The 1548-nt window shown below is 55.6% G+C and carries 2 protein-coding genes; one reads left to right on the forward strand and one right to left on the reverse strand.

Going from position 1 to position 1548, the window contains the following annotated elements:
• Positions 1-341: 341 nt before the first annotated feature.
• Positions 342-1004 (reverse strand): LUD domain-containing protein, encoded by a 663-nt coding sequence (locus GX108_08055; GenBank protein NLO56983.1) that lies wholly within the window; start codon positions 1002-1004, stop codon positions 342-344.
• Positions 1005-1175: 171 nt separating this feature from the next.
• Here GX108_08055 and GX108_08060 point away from each other — a divergent pair, with 171 nt between their 5' ends.
• Positions 1176-1445, forward strand: coding sequence for a hypothetical protein (locus GX108_08060; protein NLO56984.1), 270 nt, complete (start codon positions 1176-1178; stop codon positions 1443-1445).
• Positions 1446-1548 lie beyond the last annotated feature (103 nt).

Here is a 1548-nt window from a genome sequence, read left to right on the forward strand (position 1 = left end):
TCCTTCGAGCAACTACGCCCACGTTCCTGCCGCCGGAAAGTGGATCCTTTCCTTCTGCATGCTCCTGGGGAGGCTCGAGATCTACACGGTGATGATGCTCTTCCTCCCCGGCACCTGGAGGAGGTAGAGATAATCGTGAACCGTGAGTGTCGTGGGTCGGAAACCGGAAACCGTAAGGCAAAGACGAAAAGCGAAGGCGTAAAGGGTGAAGGGGAAACGGAAAGTACCGTAAGTCTCGGATCATAAATCGCAAGAACAAAACAATCCGCCTTCGATTTTGACCTTTCGATTCACGATTCACGACGTACGGTTTACGGTTTTTGTCTTACGTCTTTCCGATCCTAATACCCCAAGTTTTCTCCCACGATGATGACGTGGGCCTCACGCCCCAAGGGGATTCTCTCGAGAACGAGGGTAGCCCTGCAGTACTGGCCCGGCACCCTGCAGTCGACACAGAAGCCGGTCTTGACACAGGGGAGATCGGCACCCTTGCTGATCGCGTTGAGCGGCGTGGCCACGTCCCTGATCCTTTGCAGGGCGGCTTCGACATCGCGGCTGACCTTGTTGATGCCGACCACGAATATTATCCGGTTCCTCGCCCAGGCCATGGCAGCCACGCGGTTGCCCGTTCCGTCGATGTTCACCAGTTTCCCGTCCAGGGTTACGCCGTTGGAGCTGGAGAGGAAGATGTCACTGGTAATCTCATCCTCCAGCCTTTGGGACTTGTCTTCCGGCGCCAGCGACGGATCCCAGTGTTCGAATATCTTGCATCCCCTTGCCTGGAGAGTCTCGAAGAGCCCCAACTCGCGGATGGTGGATGACCCGGGGACCCCTACGACCGACCCCTGGGGAACAAGTTCCAGCACCTTTTCGACGGCTTCTTCGGAGGTCGGTGCATAATCCGCCTTGAACCCGTTGGCCTCCAGGGCCTTCACCACGCTGCTGCCGAGATGCTCGTTGTAGATCCTTCTTACCTCGAGGTTCTTCTCCTGGGCCGAGTTCATAGGCATTACCCCTTTCAGCATTCATTGTCCTTCAGAATTTCCAACGGCCGGTCTTCATTTTATCAGAACGCCCAAAAGCCCGGAGAAAAGACCGGGCGATTTTTTGGCAGGCCTATGACATAATATTCGGATAGTGTTATTCTTCGAGTCCAAGATAAAGGAGGTAGGACCATGTGCAGAGTGATCACACCCGACCAGGATGGGGGACAGGGCCACACCGATGACCCTCTTTCGATAGCGGAACTCCTGAGGGAGTCCTTGGCCCAGGAGCTCGACGCCCTGACAGAACTGGCCGCGAGGCATCATATCATCGAGGATGATGAGGTCCGCCACGTCCTGGGTCACCTGATCGATTCCAGGAGGAAGGACTTGGCAATGTTGTGGGGCCTCCTTCAACAGGTCGAGGATAAGGCCTTCGGCGAGCATCAACATGAGCATTAGGCAGTAAGTTGCGAGTCGTCCATCCCGTTGGCCTTCACAGTTCGTCGCCCTTGCTATTGACGGTGTTTCCCTTGCGAATTGCCTTCGGAAGATCCTTAAACAA

The organism is Thermovirga sp., assembly GCA_012523215.1.
Lineage (GTDB): Bacteria > Synergistota > Synergistia > Synergistales > Thermovirgaceae > 58-81.